The sequence below is a fragment of the Marinibium conchae genome (genome assembly GCF_015595035.1).
Lineage (GTDB): Bacteria > Pseudomonadota > Gammaproteobacteria > Enterobacterales > Alteromonadaceae > Glaciecola.
In genome coordinates this window covers 81,390-97,591 of record NZ_JADNRN010000001.1, presented here as the reverse complement: position 1 = coordinate 97,591, position 16,202 = coordinate 81,390, and the positions used below count along the sequence as shown (strand labels likewise).

The window sequence follows — 16,202 nt, the reverse complement described above, 5'->3', positions numbered from 1 at the left end:
CTTGCATCGTAAGTGGACTAAGTGGGGGAGCAAAACTCCCCCAATTGTGCGGGCTCGCTTAGATTTTACCGACTAAGTCTAGGCTTGGGGTTAACGTTGCTTGACCTTCTTCCCACGCTGCAGGGCACACTTCGCCGTCGTTGTTAGCAACATACTGCGCTGCTTTCACTTTACGAACCATGTCAGCTGCAGAGCGACCAATACCTAAGTCGTGAATTTCAGCTACTTTGATAACACCTTCTGGGTTTGCCAAGAATGTACCGCGAAGCGCTCGACCTTCTTCTTCGATCATAATATCGAAAGCACGCGTTAGTGCGCCTGTTGAGTCAGCAAGCATTGGATATTTGATTTTACCAATCGCATCGCTCGCATCGTGCCACGCTTTGTGTACGAAATGAGAATCAGTTGATACTGAGTATACTTCAACACCCAAACCCAAAAGCTCTTCGTGCTTAGAAGCCATGTCTTCTAGTTCAGTAGGACATACAAAAGTAAAATCCGCTGGGTAGAAAACGAAGATAGACCATTTGCCTTTTACGTCTTCGCTAGTGATAGTTTTGAACTCACCATCGTGAAAAGCTTCTACTGAAAAGTCAGGGATAGTTTTGTTGATCATAGACATGATGTTTTCCTTTATTAGTAATGATTAAGGTTAAAATTTAAGGCTTACTTGCCTTGCTTGGATGTAAATATAGCGACACTAGTAAAATAATTAAATTGAATAAAAACGATTCTTCTAATTAATTAATCCGATTACCGCTTTTATTTGTCTTAACTCATCGCAATTCGCTCTCTACAGTGTAGTTAGTAAAATCTGCTTCGCTCAATTATTCGCTAAAACAAACATAAATACTGAGCACTTACTTTATTAGATCGGAAAGTGGTCACGAAGGGGGAAAAATCAATGGCGTAAGCACAATAAAATGCCATTTAAGGTGACTTTAGTGAAAACAGTAAGCTCAAAACGAACTTACTATACTTTTTACGAGGACTTGGGTTATATTGACATAACTAACATCAAATCAAGGACGATAAGTTGATTAAAGCCCAATGCACTACTAACGAGGAAGAAAGAATACGTACTCTCGATGAGTATGGTATTCTTGACTCTGATCAAGAGGCTGTCTTCGACAGCATAACCAAAATAGCGACTCAGCTATGCAATGTGCCTATCGCGCTTATCAGTTTGGTTGATCAGCGTCGGCAGTGGTTTAAATCAAAGGTAGGCTTGCCCGCTAGTGAAACTGACCGAGATATCGCGTTTTGTGCACATGCTATACTTCAAGATGATATTTTGGAAATAGAAAATGCACTTGAAGACGAGCGTTTTCACGACAACCCTTTGGTCGTCGGCGAACCGCATATTCGCTTTTATGCTGGCGCTCCCTTAACGGCTCACAATGGCAGTAAACTGGGTACGCTTTGTGTTATCAGCGACAAGCCCCATAAGTTAAGTAACACTCAGCGTGAACTTTTAAAGGTGCTCGCTTTGGACGTGGTATCGAAACTAGAGTTAAAACGCCAAGCCAAAGCACTCAATAATGCTAATCGCGTTCAAAAGCGACTTATCCAGTCATTGGAGCAATCAAACCAAGAACTTGAGGGTATCTCCTATAAAATAGCTAACGAACTCAGTGCTCCCCTTGATCATATCCAACATCAATTAAACTCAGTGATATCGACAATAGAGTCTGAGGGCAGCGCCGATGTCACTAAGCTCAGCGCTTCCAATAAGATGCTCTCGACTTTACAGAAGGTCATTGTTGACATGCTCGACAATGCACGTTTACGAACGAGTTACGAACACCCTGAACCCGTCAACTTACGTGACTTAGTGCATAAATTAGCCTCGCAATTTAAATGGTCGAAAAGCTTCGAGCTGGATGTACAAAATATTGAAGTGAGTGTACCGAAAATACCGCTGTCGACGGTGCTTTCAAATCTTATTACTAACGCTATAAAGCATCACCATCGAGACACAGGCAAAGTCAGTATTACTGCAAGCGATAAGGATGACAGCTATATATTTGTCGTAAGGGATGATGGTCCAGGCTTACCAGCTAATATAGCTCAAAATTCATACCATTTAGCCTCAACCTATAGTCTTCTCTCAAACACTGGATTGGGTTTGGCAACGGTAAATCGAATTGTTGAGCATTATAACGGACACATGGAATTAACAAGCTTAGACAACGGCGGCACACAGGTAAGTATTCAATGGGCTAAGTAGCTACTGTTTGACAAGTAGCTAAACTTTTTAAGCACGTTGCTTAGGACCAATACACCTCAGCGTTCATGGCAACTTTGCGGCTCTTTTCCATGACATTTATCACCGCATTTAATTTTTCATCAATCCAGCCTTGTAATTCTTTACTATCTTCGATGTCGACTTCTTCAAGCGCGCCGCGCAGAAACAACAAGGCTTTGATTTCATCGATACCCTCAATTAGGTCCAACCAAGGTGCACGAAATTTGCCCCTACTTTCGGTGAATAAGTCTGCCAACATAAAACCGTTCATAAGGGTTTGGCGGAGTAAGACTTCTAACGTAATGTATTTCGTAAAATCCATGCCTTTTTTTGGCGGTAGGCTTTGCATAACGGTTTGCCAGCCTTGCGACAACCATCCTCGAGCGTGCTTTAGCACAGCAATGTTGTGACCAGTTGCTTGTGTTTGCCAAGGCCTTTCAATGAGGAGTCTCGAGGCACCCAATTGCACTTGCGAGCTCTCCATAGATGCAAGTAACTGCTCTGGAGATTGAACACTAAGAAGACCTTCTCGGCGACCTTTCAAATAACTCATCAGCGACTGGTTTTTTGGAATGCGTTGGCAAAAAGGGCCTTTTTTCGATCTCAACTTGCGAATGCACTGCAAGTCTTCTTGCCATGACCATTGCTCCGACAGTAAAAGCAATTGCTTATGTAAATTGAGTAGTTCCTGACATTGAAGTACCGGCAGATACAAAGACACGGCTTGCAATAATAATTGAACGCTCTGGGCTATTTCTCTAAGCGCACCATGATGCCCTGTTTGCAAATATACATACTCATGATGTTGCCAGTGCGATAAGCCGCACTCAATCGCTTTGCAGAAGCCGTCCTCCGTGGTGTCTTCCTGTGCTAATGCCAGGAATTTAGGTAGAGCGATAGTTTGCAGGCTAGTTCCATTCATCAATTGATAGCCACGCGCAGCTTTCGTCACGTTACTCAATCTTACTGGTGTCACCTTGCTAATTTCATCGGCCAAATCAAATAAGCTCGACGGCGAGCCACGTTTGAGTTCAATTTCAATCTCACCAATATCAACACTATGTTGTTTGTGTTTCACTTGGCCGGTGTCAAAAACTAGCTCTAGGTGATTTTCGTCGTCTTGTATATCAAAAGTAACGCGATGAAAGTGCGTCGAAAACTGCACAGTGAGTTGGCGATTCACTTCTTCAACATCAATATCGTCTGCCCAAATATTGCGTTCAAAACGCTCTAGGTCAGGTTTAGCCTCGTCCAAATCAACATTGAATTCTGGACGCTGATGCAAGCCCCCTTCCACTTTCCCTTGGGTTTTTATAGTTTGCTCGATATGACCGTCAACCGTTCTTACTCTGCAACCCATCTTTCGCTGCCCTAGAAACTGGTCTGGAGTATCGTAGTAATCATTAAATAAGTCCGAAGCACTTCGAGTGACTCGAGCTTCCAGTTTCGGCAGTATTTGTTGCTCGAAAGTTTGCAATGCGTCTTGATCCGCAACTAGTTTTAATTCAATTTCCATGTTTACTCTTCGATATGCTCACATTGTTGAGCTTTAATTGCCGTGTTGGCATGTCAATATGTGAAATACAATAACGAGCTTAACAATAGGGTGCAATGCTAAATCTCAGCAGTCAGCAAAATTTAGCCTTTATTTCATAAAAACTTGTGTTATACCTTTATAGGCAGTTAAGTATTATGCAATCGCCTTTTTCTTATACGCAAAACGGAGTATCAGCAGCGCCATGTTCACTCGCCAAAGACTCACTCACATCGTAATATTCAGTATATTAGTAGCCGCAAACTTGCTGGCATCAAGCCCCTACGCTTATGCTCAAACGTCCTCCAGTAAAGCGCCCTCAGAGAATAAGCAAGTTCGTTATATATCCGACGAGCTATTCATTTTTTTACATGCTGGCCCAGGGCGCGACTTCCGCATGTTAGGATCAATTACTGCCGGCACCACGGTAAACTTATTGCAAGTTGATAAAGAGGCCGGATATGCTCAAATTCAAGATGAAAGAGATCGTATTGGCTGGGTAGAATCAAAATTTGTGAGCCGAATCCCATCGATTAGAGCTGAGATCGATATGGCAAAAGAACGTGTAAAAGAACAACAGCGAGAAGTTGATGAGGCCGTAGCCAAAATGCGAGAGGCAGAAAATAAACTAGCTGTTTCACAAGAACAGAAACAGAGACTCAATCGACAACTAACAAAAACCCTAGAACAGAAAGCAGAGCTGCAGCGTAGCTTTGAAAAGCGCAGTTCGAAAGAACAAATGCAGTGGTTTACTCGTGGTAGCATATTAGCGTTGATGAGCGTTCTCTTTGGCTTCCTACTCGGCTTCTTTGCACGCAAACGAAACAAAGCAAACCCTCTACTTTAATCACGCTGCAAAGGCACACATGCTCACTTTATTATTTGTTATTAACCTTGCTGGAACCGCTGCATTTGCGGTTTCAGGTGCCTTGCTTGCCGCAAAAAAGAAGATGGATTGGGTGGGCTTTATTTTTATCGCTAATGTCACGGGTATTGGCGGCGGTACATTGAGAGATGTGATCCTCGACGTACCTGTATTTTGGTTAGTCGACTGGTACTACATCATAATTTGCAGTGTGTCTGCCATCGTCACCTACTTCGCAACACAGCAGATATCTCGGAAATCAAAAGCACTGCTTTGGGCAGACGCAATTGGAATGGCCTTGTTCAGTGTTTTAGGCGCTCAAAAAGCGCTGTCGCTTGGCGCTGACCTACCCGTCGCGGTAATTATGGGGGTATTCAGTGCTTGTTTAGGCGGTATCGTCCGTGACGTCATACTGAATGATGTGCCAGTAGTGTTTCAAAAAGAGATTTATATCACCGCCTCATTATGCGGCGCAATTGCATTTTGCGTATGCGATGCAATGCTAAGCATTACTGGTTTTTATGCAGTTGCAATAGGCTGTGTTGTTGCTTTTGTAGTGCGGGCGATAGCTATTCTAACTAACTTATCTATGCCCGCACACAAAGGCCTTCAGTAGGCTAACAACGACGTGACTACTCGTCATCTTCAATCATGGTCATTAATGAAGTATTTCCGCCCGACGCCGTGGTATCGATACTGATGGTTTTTTCGGTTACCAAGCGCTGTATCATACTGTCGTTATATTCTGCTGTGATAACAGGCAATATGGCTCCCTCACGCTCCGCTAGTTTAGCAGAAATATAAGCGCTTCGGTCAGTGTTACTATCAACGACAACACCCGCCAAATCCTCATGCACCAGCAAAGCCTCGAGATGCCTAAGTTTGGCTACTTGAAAGGCGTGCTTGGCCGCACCGGTACTTTCGAGTTTGTCCCGATAGGCGCAAGCCTCTTCATAGAACAAGTCTGATACCACCGAAATCACCGTGTTGCCAGTTGCCAATGCAGTCACAATAGACAAAGTCCAGTACTCGAAGGTAACATCTTTATCAGCGAAGCAAACGAGTATACCGCGAGGCTCTAGATGCAAGGTATTCGACTCACCTGTTGGCCCAGGCAATTGAGTGGGCTGCTTTAGGCGGCGCTCGATGGCAATTAATTGAGTGCGAGCAGACGCTAAGGTTTTATTCAAATCATCGGCCAACTCTTCTACAATCTCAACCGTAGCAATCTTTGCGAGAAGCTGACGCACAAAACTCACTCTGTCGTTCAAGGCCGTTAAACGCCATTTTTTCTCAACCTTGCTTGCCGCGATCATGAGTTGATGAGCTTCTGATTGAGACTGTTCATCACTCAATATAGCTTTGTCATCTTCAAATTTATCTACTTGGGAAGCCTCGGTGGGCGTTGCTTTCTCTTTCATTAAGCGAGGCAGGTAATTCGGTCCACCGGCTTTTGGCCCTGTACCCGACAAACCTCTGCCACCAAAAGGTTGCACACCAACAATAGCGCCGATCATATTGCGATTAATGTATATGTTGCCTGCACGAGATAAACGAGCAAGTTCATTCGCGCGTTCTTCTATACGTGAATGAATACCCATAGTTAGGCCGAAACCTGTGCTATTTATTTGTTCTATCACTTGGTCAATATCTTTGCCTTTGAACCTAATTAGGTGCACGCAGGGCCCAAAAACCTCTCTGGTGAGCACGTTGATATTCTCAATTTCAAAGAAATGCGGAGCGAAGAAATTGCCCTTCGCGTCGGGCAGTTCACATTTGTATAATAGCTTGGCTTTTGTTTTCATTTCTTCAACGTGGCTGTTCAAGGATCGCAAGGCCTTATCATCAATCACAGGGCCGATATCGGCGCAGAGATAAGACGGATCGCCTAGGCTTAACTCCTTCATGGCACCAATGACCATTTCACTCACATCATCAGCAATATCCTCTTGCACAAACAGCACGCGTAAGGCGCTGCAGCGCTGCCCTGCACTTTGAAAACCTGACGCTATAACATCGTCTACTACTTGCTCTGGCAAGGCAGTGGAGTCGACTATCATGCAATTTTGGCCACCTGTCTCTGCAATTAATGGCACTTGTTCTGTGCCTCGTTCAGCCAAAATTTGAGAGATCAAGGTGCCTGTTTGAGTAGACCCTGTGAACATCACGCCTTGTATTCTCTCGTCTGGCAATAATGCTTCACCAACATCTGGCCCACGGGCCACCACCAGGTTTACAGCATCTTTTGGCAAGCCGACAGACTGCATCAATTGCAGTGCGCGTTTGGCAATCAAACTTGTTTGTTCTGCGGGCTTGGCAATAACTGTGTTACCCGTTACTAGTGCCGCAGCTACTTGCCCAAGGAAAATTGCAAGAGGGAAGTTCCACGGGCTAATGCATAAAATCACACCTCTGGGAACGAGTCGATTTTGAGGATCAAGCTTTTGCGCCTCTACCGCATAGTAGCGACAGAAATCTACGGCCTCACGTACTTCGTCTATACTATCTGCCGTGATTTTTCCTGCTTCTTTTATGCATAAGCCAATGAGTTCGTCCATGTGACGTTCGAGAATATCTGCTGTGCGCATCAACAAACCAGCTCTCTCTTGTACCGGAACTTGAGCCCACGAAGTAGCTGCCTTGGCGCTGCATGCTAGCATGTCACGCATCTCGTCTTGGCTGTTGAGATGGTGAAATCCAACCACCTCATCAAGTTTAGCCGGATTACGAACCAAGACAGTTGATGAGCTCTCTTTCACGTCATCTAGCTTTAATGATTTGATGTGCTCAGAAAACCACTTACTCAGGCGTTTCGATAACTCGTGAGTTTGAGCAACATCGTAAATATCAAAGCCTTTAGAATTGTTTCGCTCTGGCTGATACAAATCAATTGGCATAGTAATTTGACGGTTCTCACGAACCTGTAAGCGCTGCGTGCGTTCAACAGGGTCCTCAAGTAATGACTCTACTGGCTGGCTATCGTCTACTATGGCGTTAACAAAAGAAGAATTCGCGCCATTCTCTAGGAGTCTGCGCACTAAATAAGCAAGCAAATCTTCATGTACGCCAACAGGCGCATATACGCGGCATTGAATATTGTCTTTAGTCACCACTTGGTCGTAAAGGGTGTCACCCATGCCATGCAAGCACTGAAATTCAAAACCCTCTTTATCGTCTCCGGCTAACTCAATAATCACTGAAGCCGTATAGGCGTTATGCGTTGCGAACTGAGGATAAATGGTGTCGCGATACGCTAACATTCGATTAGCGCAAGCGTGATAGGAAACATCGGTTGATGTTTTGCGAGTAAATACTGGAAAGTCCTCAAAACCACCCTGTTGAGTATGTTTGATTTCAGTATCCCAGTAAGCTCCTTTCACCAAGCGAACCATCATCTTTCGCCCTACTCTGAGACTCAACTCACGCAACCATTCAATCACAAAAATTGCGCGTTTTTGATAAGCTTGAACGGCTAAACCAAATCCATCCCAGCCACTCAAGTCGTCATCACTATAGACTTTTTCGATAATATCGAGAGAGATATCCAAGCGCTCGGACTCCTCAGCATCAACTGTTAGCCCAATATCGTATTCTTTCGCCATTAAGCATAAAGTTTTCAACTTGGCAGGGATGTCTCGCATCACATTGTCGTAATTGACAAAATCGTAGCGTGGATGAATGGCCGATAGTTTGACTGAAATACCCGGGCTTTTGCGAGGCCCTTTGCCATTTGCAGCTTTGCCAATTACTGTGATTGCATCAACATAAGCTTGGTAATAACGCTCTGCATCCTTCGCCGTGCGAGCGCCTTCGCCCAACATATCATAGCTATACACATAACCTTGGGTTTCTTTTTCTGCAGCACGCTCCACGGCATCTTCAATGCTTTCACCCATAACGAATTGACGGCCCATCACCTTCATTGCAATTTTCATTGCTCTGCGAATCACTGGCTCGCCCAGTCTACCCATCGTTTTCTTGAGCAGGCCAAATTGTTCTGCTTTGCGCTTGTCAGCATAATTCACCATGTTTCCGGTGAATAGCAAGCCCCACGCCGAAGCATTAACGAATAATGAGTCACTATTGCCCAAGTGAGGTGTCCATTCTCCTTTCGACAACTTGTCACGAATCAATTCCTCTTGAGTATGCTTATCGGGCACTCGTAGAAGTGCCTCGGCCAAACACATCAATACTACTCCCTCTGAGGTAGACAGAGAATATTCATTTAATAGTGCATCAACGCCGCCATGCCCTTCTTGCTCGCGACGAATTTGCAGTACCATTGTTCTAGCTCTTTCCCATGCTCTGCTGCGCGCAGCCATATTTACCTCGGCCTCAGGCAGTATATGGTCAATGGCCTCAGACTCACTTATGCGATAAAACTCACGAATTTTCTGACGAATCGGACAAGATGTCTGGGTATTTTCGTTTATTAGCATTGCATGGCTCCACAGGTTAATGAGCGGGTTTGATTTGTGCGTACGATAATCCTAATTGATGTGAAAAACTAGCTTTGTAAACACTTTTTTCACAAGTCTGACGTAAACAGCAAAAAGACCATTAAATTCATAAACTTAAAAATTTTTACTGGTAAACAATTCTTTCCAAAAACAAACAGATAGGAAGAAGGTGCTTTTGTTGATTATCAGCAATAAAATAAAGGACCTGAACGCCATCTCAGTAAGCCTTTAAAAATTGGCTGTTCGAATATAAATCGGCTACTATAAGGGTACTTAACAATGCCTCATAATCACGTTATAAGGAATATTTCATGATCAAAAGCTCTCAAGCTGTCCCGTATTCAAATCAACAGGGAAAAGTGAAAACATGGTTAGCTTTACCCTTGGGCATCGTAGCACTGCTATTCGTCCTTTATTTTTTATTCGCTAATGTTTTACTTAAAAGTTTAGCGCAGAGTGCATTGGGCAATGCGTCAGGTGCTGAGGTCAATATAGACACGGTCGACCATAGTCTTTTTCCTTTTGGATTAACCCTCAATAGAATTCAAGCGACTGATAATGCGCAACCTTCTCGAAATAAAGTAGAAATTACACAAGTCAAAGCTGACGTCGACCTTTTGCCACTACTAAACAGCAAGCTCATTGTTGAGGAATTAATTGTTCAAGATCTTGCGTTCAACACAACAAGAGAAAATCCTGGTGAAGTATATGTGCAGCCTGACCAACAGGCATCGCCTTTTGCCTTTCCTACCTTAGAAGATTTACCCAGTGTTGATGAGGTTTTAGCCAGCTCTCCTCTGCAAACTACTGCGGCTGTTGCACAGGCAAAAGAGGTCGTTGACAAATATCAGAAACCATTGAAAGAGCAATATGATAGCTTGCCCACCAAAGAGCAATTACAAGCCTATAAAGACAGACTAAAAGCCCTAAAAGAAACGGATTATAAAAATCCGGCCAAATTGGCTGGGGCCAAGAAAGAGTTTGACAGTATCAAAGAAGCAATGAAAGCAGACCGAGATAAAATTAGCGCTTTTATGACCTTAGCCAAAGAAGCCAAAGCAGCAAGCGCAGACTCTATTGCCGCGCTGAAGGCAGCCCCTCAAGAAGATTACGCGTTATTACAGGGCCTAGTGGCTGGCGATGAAGGTGCTATTGGTCAGGTCACCCAGCACTTGTTTGGTGATAAAGCAAAAATATACACTCAAGGTATTCTTGCTGCTATCGATATGCTTGCAAACGCAGAAGCTTCGCCTGATGAACCTGTAGAACAACAAGCAGACGATGGTCTGCCTAAGGTTTGGATCAAAAAGGCTGCTGTTAATGTAAAATGGCAAGATGAAAGTATCGAATCGGTATGGGAAAACATCACCAATCAACACGACCTTATAGGTAAAGCAACCGAATTTGTCGTCAACTCTAGTAAAGCGAATAACTGGGAAAATATTGATTTCAGCGGTAACTTTAGTATTGCCCAGGGCAAGGTTAACGCCGTACAAAATTGGGACATACAAGGTCTAGTCTTGGAGGCTGTTGAGCTTGTTCCCGAAGAATCTAAGCAAAAGCTAAATGCATTGCTGGAATCTGGTTTACTTGCTAGTAAAGGTGGCCTGAATATCCAAGATGGCAAGTTATCAGGCTCGTCTCTCTTTGACCTTAGCGCATTGTCACTTAAAGCAAATGGTCAGAATGATCTTACTTCCACCATGGCCGAAATCATTTCAGGACTTAGCGAACTCAATTTGATGACAGACTTCGCTGGCAGCTTAAATAGCCCGAAAGTAAGCGTATCATCTGATTTGGATAAAAAGATGCTCGCGTCACTCACACAAGGCTTAAGCGGGGCTAACTCTGGTAAGCTTGCTGAGTTGAAATCGAAACTGAACGACAAAATTGCAACACAGCTTGGTGATTCAAATGCACAACTGGAATCTGTTGACGCCCTGCTTTCTGCCGCTCAGGGCGACACTGATAGTTTAAACGAATTATTGAAATCACAAATGACTAACGCCCTCGAAGACAAAAAAGACGAGTTGTTAAATAAGCTGGGCGGAAAACTATTTGGTAAAGACTAAAAACAACGGATAACGATAATTATGCATAAGCGCTGGTTCGTCATCATAATGCTTGTATTGCTCACAGCCCTGCAAGCTCGACTTTGGTTTGGTAAAAATAGCATTGCCGACTATCGTAAAATGGACGCTCAAGTACAGGAACTTAAACGTCAAAATGCGAATTTAGAGCAGCGAAACTCCTTACTTAAAGCCGATATAAGTGATTTGCAACTTGGACTTGAATCGATCGAAGAGCGTGCTAGAAATGAGCTTGGGCTAATAAAAGAAGGCGAAACCTTCTACAGAATACTGCCGCAAGAGAAGTAGATTGAATAGCTTGAACAAATATACAGTTGTGCTGCCTGCTGCAGGTGTAGGATCACGAATGCAAGCCGCAGTAGCCAAGCAGTATTTGCTATTAAATGCTAAGCCAGTGATTGAGCATTGTATTGAACAATTACTTCGACATGATGCCATTGAACGAGTAATTGTTGCTTTGCATCCCAATGACAAACATTTTCAAATGCTAGCATGCGCCAACGATCCAAGAGTACACACTGTCGTTGGAGGTAAAGATCGGGTCGATTCAGTTTTAGCTGGGCTAAAAGCCTATGCAGATATCGCTAATGCTGCAACAGATTCACCACATGGCGTCTTAGTGCATGATGCCGCTCGCCCTTGTATTACGCATCAAGAAATTGAGCAATTGCTCATGCACTATGAATCTCTCGTCCGACTTGAAGAGGAAAAGCCGGCTGACACAGCTGAGGCTAATTTTGGAGCCATCTTAGCAACGCCAGTAGTCGATACCATCAAAATGGCGCAAGCTCACGACATATCATTGCGGTCCACCAGTGCTATTGAGAAAACGATTGACCGTAATTTGCTATGGCAAGCACAAACGCCACAAATATTTCCACTGCATGCCTTGATCAACGCTATCGAGACAGGTTTAAAGAATAATCGAGTGATTACTGATGAGGCCTCTGCCATGGAATACCTTGGGGCAACAGTACAACTTGTTGAAGGGCGCTCTAGTAACATCAAAATCACGCGCCCTTGTGATTTATCACTGGCAGAGTTTTACCTTAACTATAACAACAAGGAGACATAGAATGTTCCGTATTGGGCATGGCTATGATGTGCATAAGTTTGGGGGAATGGGCCCTATCACAATTGGTGGTGTCTGTATTGCCCATGAACGTGGTTTAATTGCTCACTCCGATGGTGACGTTGCCTTGCATGCTCTATGTGATGCATTGCTCGGTTCCTTAGCTCTTGGCGATATAGGCCATCACTTTCCTGATAACGATAAGAGCTACGAAAATATCAGCAGTCTTGAATTGCTGCGTCAGGTATATCAGCGCATTAAAGACTTAGGTTACTCCCTTGGTAATGCCGACATCACCATAGAGGCTCAAGCACCTAAAATGGCACCACATATTTCTTTTATGCGCGAAGCAATTTCAGATGCAATGGGTGTCTCAGTGAAAGATATTAGTATTAAAGCGACCACCACCGAAGGCTTAGGCTTTGTTGGTAAAGAAGAGGGCATAGCTTGCCACGCAGTCGTGCTGATATCACCAAGCCGCTAGTTATGTCTAAACTCACTCCTGAATTAGGCACGAAGCATTGGTCTCGTCTTTACGGGCCGTCGCTAGGCAGCGCGCAAATTAAAACTCACCTGCACGACTTTATCGTCGAAGAAGAATTAGGCTTTGAACCTAGCGGTGCTGGAGAACACATCTTTCTATGGGTTGAAAAGAGTAATCTGAACACCGCTTATGTCGCGGAGGAACTTGCAAAATTCAGTGCCTTACCGCTCAGAGCAATTACCTATGCAGGAAGGAAAGACAAGTATGCCCTTACCCGACAATGGTTTGGGGTTCATATTGCCAACAACAAAGAGCCTGATTGGTCAAACTTCCATCTGGATGGCGCACGAATAGTAAAGCTTACTCGGAACGATAGAAAATTGCGGGTTGGCGTTTTGAAAGCGAATCGCTTCGAACTAACTCTGAGAAATGTATCTCTTAATAAAGGGCTTACTGAACAAGACTTGCTAGAGCGCCTGAATAGAATAAAGCTCGAGGGAGCACCTAATTATTACGGTAGTCAACGCTTTGGTGAAATGCGAGTGTCAGTAACAAATGACAATGGTCAGCAGACCGAGCAACAAATGAGATTAGGTGGTAATTTATCTCTTGCGCAGAAAATGATCGCAGGCGAAGCAATTCGTAATCGCAATAAACGCTCGCTAGCCATATCAGCAATTCGCAGTTGGCTATTTAATGAAGTTATTCATCAACGAATTCAGCAACAACAGTTTAATTTGGTGCAACTGGGTGATGCCATGCAGCTAAGCGGTTCAAACAGCTTTTTTATCTTTAACGACCCCAAAGAACTAGAAAACATACAACAGCGCTTGTCTTGTAACGATATCAACATCACTGCACCGCTAGTAGGTGACGGGCAATTACACACAAGCAATGAGGCAAAAACACTCGAAACCAATGTACTAAAAGAGCATACCCAGCTTGCACAGGCGCTTAACAAACTTGGCCTAAAGCAAGAGAGACGAGCAATACGCGTTATGCCTACTGAGTTTGAATGGCATTTCAGCAACACAGAGCTAACGCTTAGTTTTACTTTACCATCGGGTTGTTTTGCAACATCAATTGTACGAGAGCTTTTTGATGTTTAGCACATTGACAGGTGAAGAATATCTGCCCCTAGGCCTATAAATAATGGATGTCGCTTATTTTCATAAGACTGTAGGATTGACATGCGATATCATGCGCCGAAATAGTAAATAATTCCGATGCAACAGTTGCAAACACATAGAAATAATCGAACTCAATAACGAATACTGTCGTTATTACACACGAAAGAGAAGTAGGAAGAAATATGGCATTATCATCACGCAGAGGTTTACAACTCGCTCAATTATTGGAGCAGGAGGGCGTAAGTGACACTAGAGTACTCTCTGCCATTGCCAACATTCCCCGTGAAATTTTTATTCCTGATGCACTCAAACACAAAGCTTATCAAAACACGGCACTGCCCATTGGTCAGGGCCAAACGATATCTCAACCTTATATAGTTGCCAAAATGACGGAGCTTCTCCTACAATCAAGCAATCAGCCGAAAAAAATATTAGAAATTGGCACTGGCTCGGGCTATCAAACTGCGGTACTCGCCGGTATTTTTGCACAAGTATTTTCAGTTGAGCGAATCAAATCATTACAATTTCAAGCAAAGCGTCGAATGAATCAACTCGACTTTCATAACATATCAATGAAGCATGGTGACGGTTGGCAAGGGTGGCCAAGTAAGGCTCCTTTTGACGCGATCATTGTCACTGCCGCTGCTGCTGAATTGCCTACAGCCCTAGTGCAACAACTCAACGATGGCGGTCGACTGATTATTCCTGTAGGCGATGCTGAACAGAGCTTAAAATGCATCGACCGAAAAGGTGAAACATTTAAAGAACGCACTATTGAACCTGTGCGCTTTGTGCCTTTGGTGGCTGGTGATTTGCTATGAAGATATTTGAAAAATGCTACGACCTTTGTCTCACATGGGCAAAACATAAACATGCTGAAAAGTACCTTGCCGGCCTAAGCTGTTCCGAATCGATGTTTTTTCCGATTCCCCCAGATGTAATGCTTGCCCCAATGGCATTAAGCCAACCAAACAAAGCTTGGCGTTTTGCAGCTGTTACCACAATCGCATCGGTTATCGGCGGTGTGTTGGGTTACATTTTAGGGTATTTCGCATTTGAATCACTTATTCAGCCTTTAGTCATTGATATGGGTTATGAAGCAAAGCTAGCTCAAGCAACCCAATGGTTTGAAGACTATGGAGTTTGGGTTGTCTTTTTGGCAGGTTTTTCACCCATACCCTATAAAGTATTCACCATCACTGCGGGTTTCATGCACATGGCATTGCTGCCATTTATCATTGCCTCTACGATAGGGAGAGGACTGCGCTTCTTTTTGGTAGCTGCATTGATGAAATATGGCGGCCCAATGATGGAAGCAAAACTCAAGAAATACATCGAAATTATTGGTTGGGCAACAGTAGTTCTGGCTGTTATTGCTTATTTTCTAATTCGATAAAGACTTAGCAGTTTGGATTAAAATGGATAAGTTTTACTGCGCTTCAATTAGATTATTTATATTTTCTCTAAGTCTTTTGGTGCTACTTTCCTGTAGTGGCCGACATTCGCCTGCACCCGTGCTCACGCTAGACACAAATATCACAAAAAAGAACACGCTCACCGAAATCACTGGGGAAACCTATACGGTACAACGTGGCGATACGCTTTTTGCTGTCGCTTTTTATAGCGGTAATGAGTACCTTGATCTAGCGCGTTTCAACGACTTATCGGCTCCCTATAACATATTTCCAGGTCAGATCTTAAAATTAACGGCTACTCCCCCAAAAAATAACCACAACAAAAACAAGGGTGTAAAGATTAATCCAACGAAGACTTCTGAAACTAAGGTTGACCCTAGTAAAACTAGGGCGTATGGTGTCGTTAAGCAAAATAATCATCGAAAAAAATCAAAAAAAGAAACCTTAACGTCGATTAAACCTTATAACAAACCTGTGTGGGCTTGGCCAGCTAAGGGAAAATCAACGTCAGCAGTGGTTGGTAGCGATGGAACAAACCGTGGGGCAGATATACGGGGTGAGCTAAACTCCCCTATTTATGCCGCAGCCGATGGCAAAGTTGTATATTCAGGTAATGCCCTGAAAGGATACGGAAATCTGATTATTGTTAAACATAGCAATGATCTTATTAGCGCTTACGCGCACAATGATAGGATTTTAGTAGGTGAACAAACTTATGTTAGGCAGGGAGATAAGATTGCAACAATGGGACGCGCCGATAATGGCGAGGTTATGTTGCATTTCGAAATACGCCGCAAAGGTAAGTCACTTGATCCATTCAAATTTTTACCAAGACGTTAATTTTGAGTTTTCGTTGATAGCCCATTTTTCTGTGTTGCTTAAGCAAACATCGATAAATTTGTGC

The 16,202-nt window shown here is 43.6% G+C and carries 14 protein-coding genes; 11 read left to right on the top strand and 3 right to left on the bottom strand.

What is annotated here, in order from left to right; translation table 11 throughout:
* Positions 1-58: 58 nt before the first annotated feature.
* A complete protein-coding gene (gene ahpC / locus ISG33_RS00420; protein WP_229333399.1) occupies positions 59-622 on the bottom strand; it encodes an alkyl hydroperoxide reductase subunit C in 564 nt (187 codons plus the stop codon).
* A gap of 414 nt (positions 623-1,036) precedes the next feature.
* On the opposite strand from ahpC, the gene ISG33_RS00415 reads away from it, so the two are divergent.
* A complete protein-coding gene (locus ISG33_RS00415; protein ID WP_195731616.1) occupies positions 1,037-2,230 on the top strand; it encodes a sensor histidine kinase in 1,194 nt (397 codons plus the stop codon).
* A gap of 40 nt (positions 2,231-2,270) precedes the next feature.
* On the opposite strand, the gene ISG33_RS00410 is transcribed toward ISG33_RS00415, so the two are convergent.
* Positions 2,271-3,764, bottom strand: a complete 1,494-nt coding sequence (locus ISG33_RS00410) for a CYTH domain-containing protein (RefSeq protein WP_195731615.1) — start codon at positions 3,762-3,764, stop codon at positions 2,271-2,273.
* Positions 3,765-3,987: 223 nt separating this feature from the next.
* On the opposite strand from ISG33_RS00410, the gene ISG33_RS00405 reads away from it, so the two are divergent.
* Together ISG33_RS00405 and ISG33_RS00400 are read left to right on the top strand one after the other, a co-directional pair.
* Positions 3,988-4,629 (top strand): TIGR04211 family SH3 domain-containing protein, encoded by a 642-nt coding sequence (locus ISG33_RS00405; RefSeq protein WP_195731614.1) that lies wholly within the window; start codon positions 3,988-3,990, stop codon positions 4,627-4,629.
* Between the two features lie 19 nt (positions 4,630-4,648).
* Complete coding sequence (locus ISG33_RS00400; protein WP_195731613.1) at positions 4,649-5,263, top strand: trimeric intracellular cation channel family protein; 615 nt, start codon at positions 4,649-4,651, stop codon at positions 5,261-5,263.
* A 16-nt stretch (positions 5,264-5,279) separates the two neighbouring features.
* On the opposite strand, the gene putA is transcribed toward ISG33_RS00400, so the two are convergent.
* On the bottom strand, positions 5,280-9,086 hold the full coding sequence (putA, locus tag ISG33_RS00395; RefSeq protein ID WP_195731612.1) for a bifunctional proline dehydrogenase/L-glutamate gamma-semialdehyde dehydrogenase PutA: 3,807 nt from the start codon (positions 9,084-9,086) through the stop codon (positions 5,280-5,282).
* Between the two features lie 332 nt (positions 9,087-9,418).
* Between putA and ISG33_RS00390 the strand changes: the two genes are divergently transcribed.
* The 8 genes from ISG33_RS00390 (at position 9,419) to ISG33_RS00355 (ending at position 16,138) form a co-directional block, all read left to right on the top strand.
* On the top strand, positions 9,419-11,179 hold the full coding sequence (locus ISG33_RS00390) for a TIGR03545 family protein (RefSeq protein ID WP_195731611.1): 1,761 nt from the start codon (positions 9,419-9,421) through the stop codon (positions 11,177-11,179).
* Positions 11,180-11,200: 21 nt separating this feature from the next.
* Entirely contained in the window at positions 11,201-11,485 is a 285-nt protein-coding gene (gene ftsB, locus ISG33_RS00385; RefSeq protein ID WP_195731610.1) for a cell division protein FtsB, read from the top strand.
* A gap of 28 nt (positions 11,486-11,513) precedes the next feature.
* Positions 11,514-12,272 carry a 2-C-methyl-D-erythritol 4-phosphate cytidylyltransferase gene (ispD, locus tag ISG33_RS00380; protein ID WP_370545297.1) on the top strand — a complete coding sequence of 253 codons (759 nt, stop codon included), beginning with the start codon at positions 11,514-11,516 and terminating at the stop codon, positions 12,270-12,272.
* 1 nt (position 12,273) lies between these two features.
* On the top strand, positions 12,274-12,753 hold the full coding sequence (gene ispF / locus ISG33_RS00375; RefSeq protein ID WP_195731608.1) for a 2-C-methyl-D-erythritol 2,4-cyclodiphosphate synthase: 480 nt from the start codon (positions 12,274-12,276) through the stop codon (positions 12,751-12,753).
* 2 nt (positions 12,754-12,755) lie between these two features.
* A complete protein-coding gene (truD, locus tag ISG33_RS00370) occupies positions 12,756-13,862 on the top strand; it encodes a tRNA pseudouridine(13) synthase TruD (RefSeq protein ID WP_195731607.1) in 1,107 nt (368 codons plus the stop codon).
* 203 nt (positions 13,863-14,065) lie between these two features.
* The gene (locus tag ISG33_RS00365) at positions 14,066-14,704 is read left to right on the top strand and encodes a protein-L-isoaspartate(D-aspartate) O-methyltransferase (RefSeq protein WP_195731606.1); all 639 of its coding nucleotides are present in this window, start codon (positions 14,066-14,068) and stop codon (positions 14,702-14,704) included.
* Positions 14,701-15,279 carry a YqaA family protein gene (locus ISG33_RS00360; protein ID WP_195731605.1) on the top strand — a complete coding sequence of 193 codons (579 nt, stop codon included), beginning with the start codon at positions 14,701-14,703 and terminating at the stop codon, positions 15,277-15,279. Before ISG33_RS00365 ends, ISG33_RS00360 begins: the two co-directional genes overlap by 4 nt.
* A 22-nt stretch (positions 15,280-15,301) precedes the next feature.
* Positions 15,302-16,138, top strand: coding sequence for a peptidoglycan DD-metalloendopeptidase family protein (locus tag ISG33_RS00355; protein WP_195731604.1), 837 nt, complete (start codon positions 15,302-15,304; stop codon positions 16,136-16,138).
* The last annotated feature ends 64 nt before the right edge of the window (positions 16,139-16,202 follow it).